At 56.2% G+C, this 1,143-nt stretch carries 2 protein-coding genes; both read left to right on the forward strand.

Features of this window, described 5'->3' with window-relative positions; all coding sequences use genetic code 11:
• Positions 1 to 162 precede the first annotated feature (162 nt).
• Positions 163 to 603, forward strand: coding sequence for a tripartite tricarboxylate transporter TctB family protein (locus B3Z49_RS09845; protein WP_064787359.1), 441 nt, complete (start codon positions 163 to 165; stop codon positions 601 to 603).
• Positions 604 to 613: 10 nt separating this feature from the next.
• The coding region (locus tag B3Z49_RS09850) for a tripartite tricarboxylate transporter permease (protein ID WP_296990428.1) at positions 614 to 1,143 on the forward strand (530 nt) is incomplete at its 3' end.

A 1,143-nucleotide genomic window follows, 5' to 3' on the forward strand; every position in this document is an offset into this window, starting at 1 on the left:
GCGGGCAAGGACCTTGATGACAACGTCAAGGAACGCATCAAGAAGCTTCGCGAAATCGCAAAAGAAGCTGGCCTGATCCAGTAATCGCCAAACATGTCGGTCCCCCGTTTCCGAACGGGGGACCTTCAGTTTTTCTAGCGTTCCCTAGGCCGGAGATCTCCGATGGCTGATCGCCTCTTTGCCCTGTTCGCCCTGATCGCTGGCGGCATTTATACCTATGTCGCCTTTTTCGTTATCAAGGCCCCTTTCCAGTATGACCCGCTTGGACCTGAAACGTGGCCGCAGGTGCTGGCTGTTGTCTTCCTGCTGTGCAGTCTCTACGTCCTTGTGCGCCCGGATCACATCCAGTTTGCGCTGGGTCGCAGTGTTTGGTTTCGCTTGCTGATGCTGGTTGTGATGCTCGCAGGCTACGCAGAACTATACCAACCACTCGGTTTTGTGATTTCGACCGCGCTGTTTTGCTGCCTGCTGTCGGTCATGCTGGGTGCAAACCGCCTGCATGCTGTCGCCTTTGGATGTGCGACCGGCATCTTCGGATATGGCATTTGTGACTATTTGCTGGGCCTGAACCTGCCAGAAGGTCTGCTGGCACCGCTTTTGTGAGTTTATCCCCATGAATGAAGTTCTAAGTGGCCTAAGCGGCGGTTTTGGCGTCGCACTGATGCCTTTGAACCTGTTGCTCGTCCTGATCGGCTGTTTTGCCGGGACGCTGATTGGTGCGCTGCCCGGTATTGGTCCGATCAACGGTGTCGCCATTCTGCTGCCCATCGCCTATAGCCTGGGCCTTCCACCTGAATCGGCCCTGATCCTGCTTGCTGGCATCTATTATGGCGCGGAATATGGCGGGCGCATTTCGTCGATTCTTTTGAATGTGCCCGGCGATGCGGGTGCTGTCATGACAACGCTTGATGGCAACCCGATGGCCAAACGTGGCGAAGCCGGACGTGCGCTGTCAATCTCGGCTATTGCGTCGTTTGTCGGTGGCACCGTTGCCGTGATCTTGATGTCGTTGTTTGGCCCGTTCCTCGCCAAATTCGCACTGACCTTTACGCCAGCCGACTATGTCGCGTTGATGGTCTTTGCCTTCGCAAGCCTGTCCTCGCTGGTTGGCAAAAACCAGGTCAAAACCCTGATGGGGGCGGC

It is taken from the genome of Thalassospira sp. UBA1131 (assembly GCF_002311515.1).
Classification (GTDB): domain Bacteria; phylum Pseudomonadota; class Alphaproteobacteria; order Rhodospirillales; family Thalassospiraceae; genus Thalassospira.

Coding starts and splice junctions, on each gene's coding strand:
- B3Z49_RS09845 (WP_064787359.1), top strand. CDS start 163: ATGGCTGATCGCCTCTTTGCCCTGTTCGCCCTGATCGCTGGCGGCATT.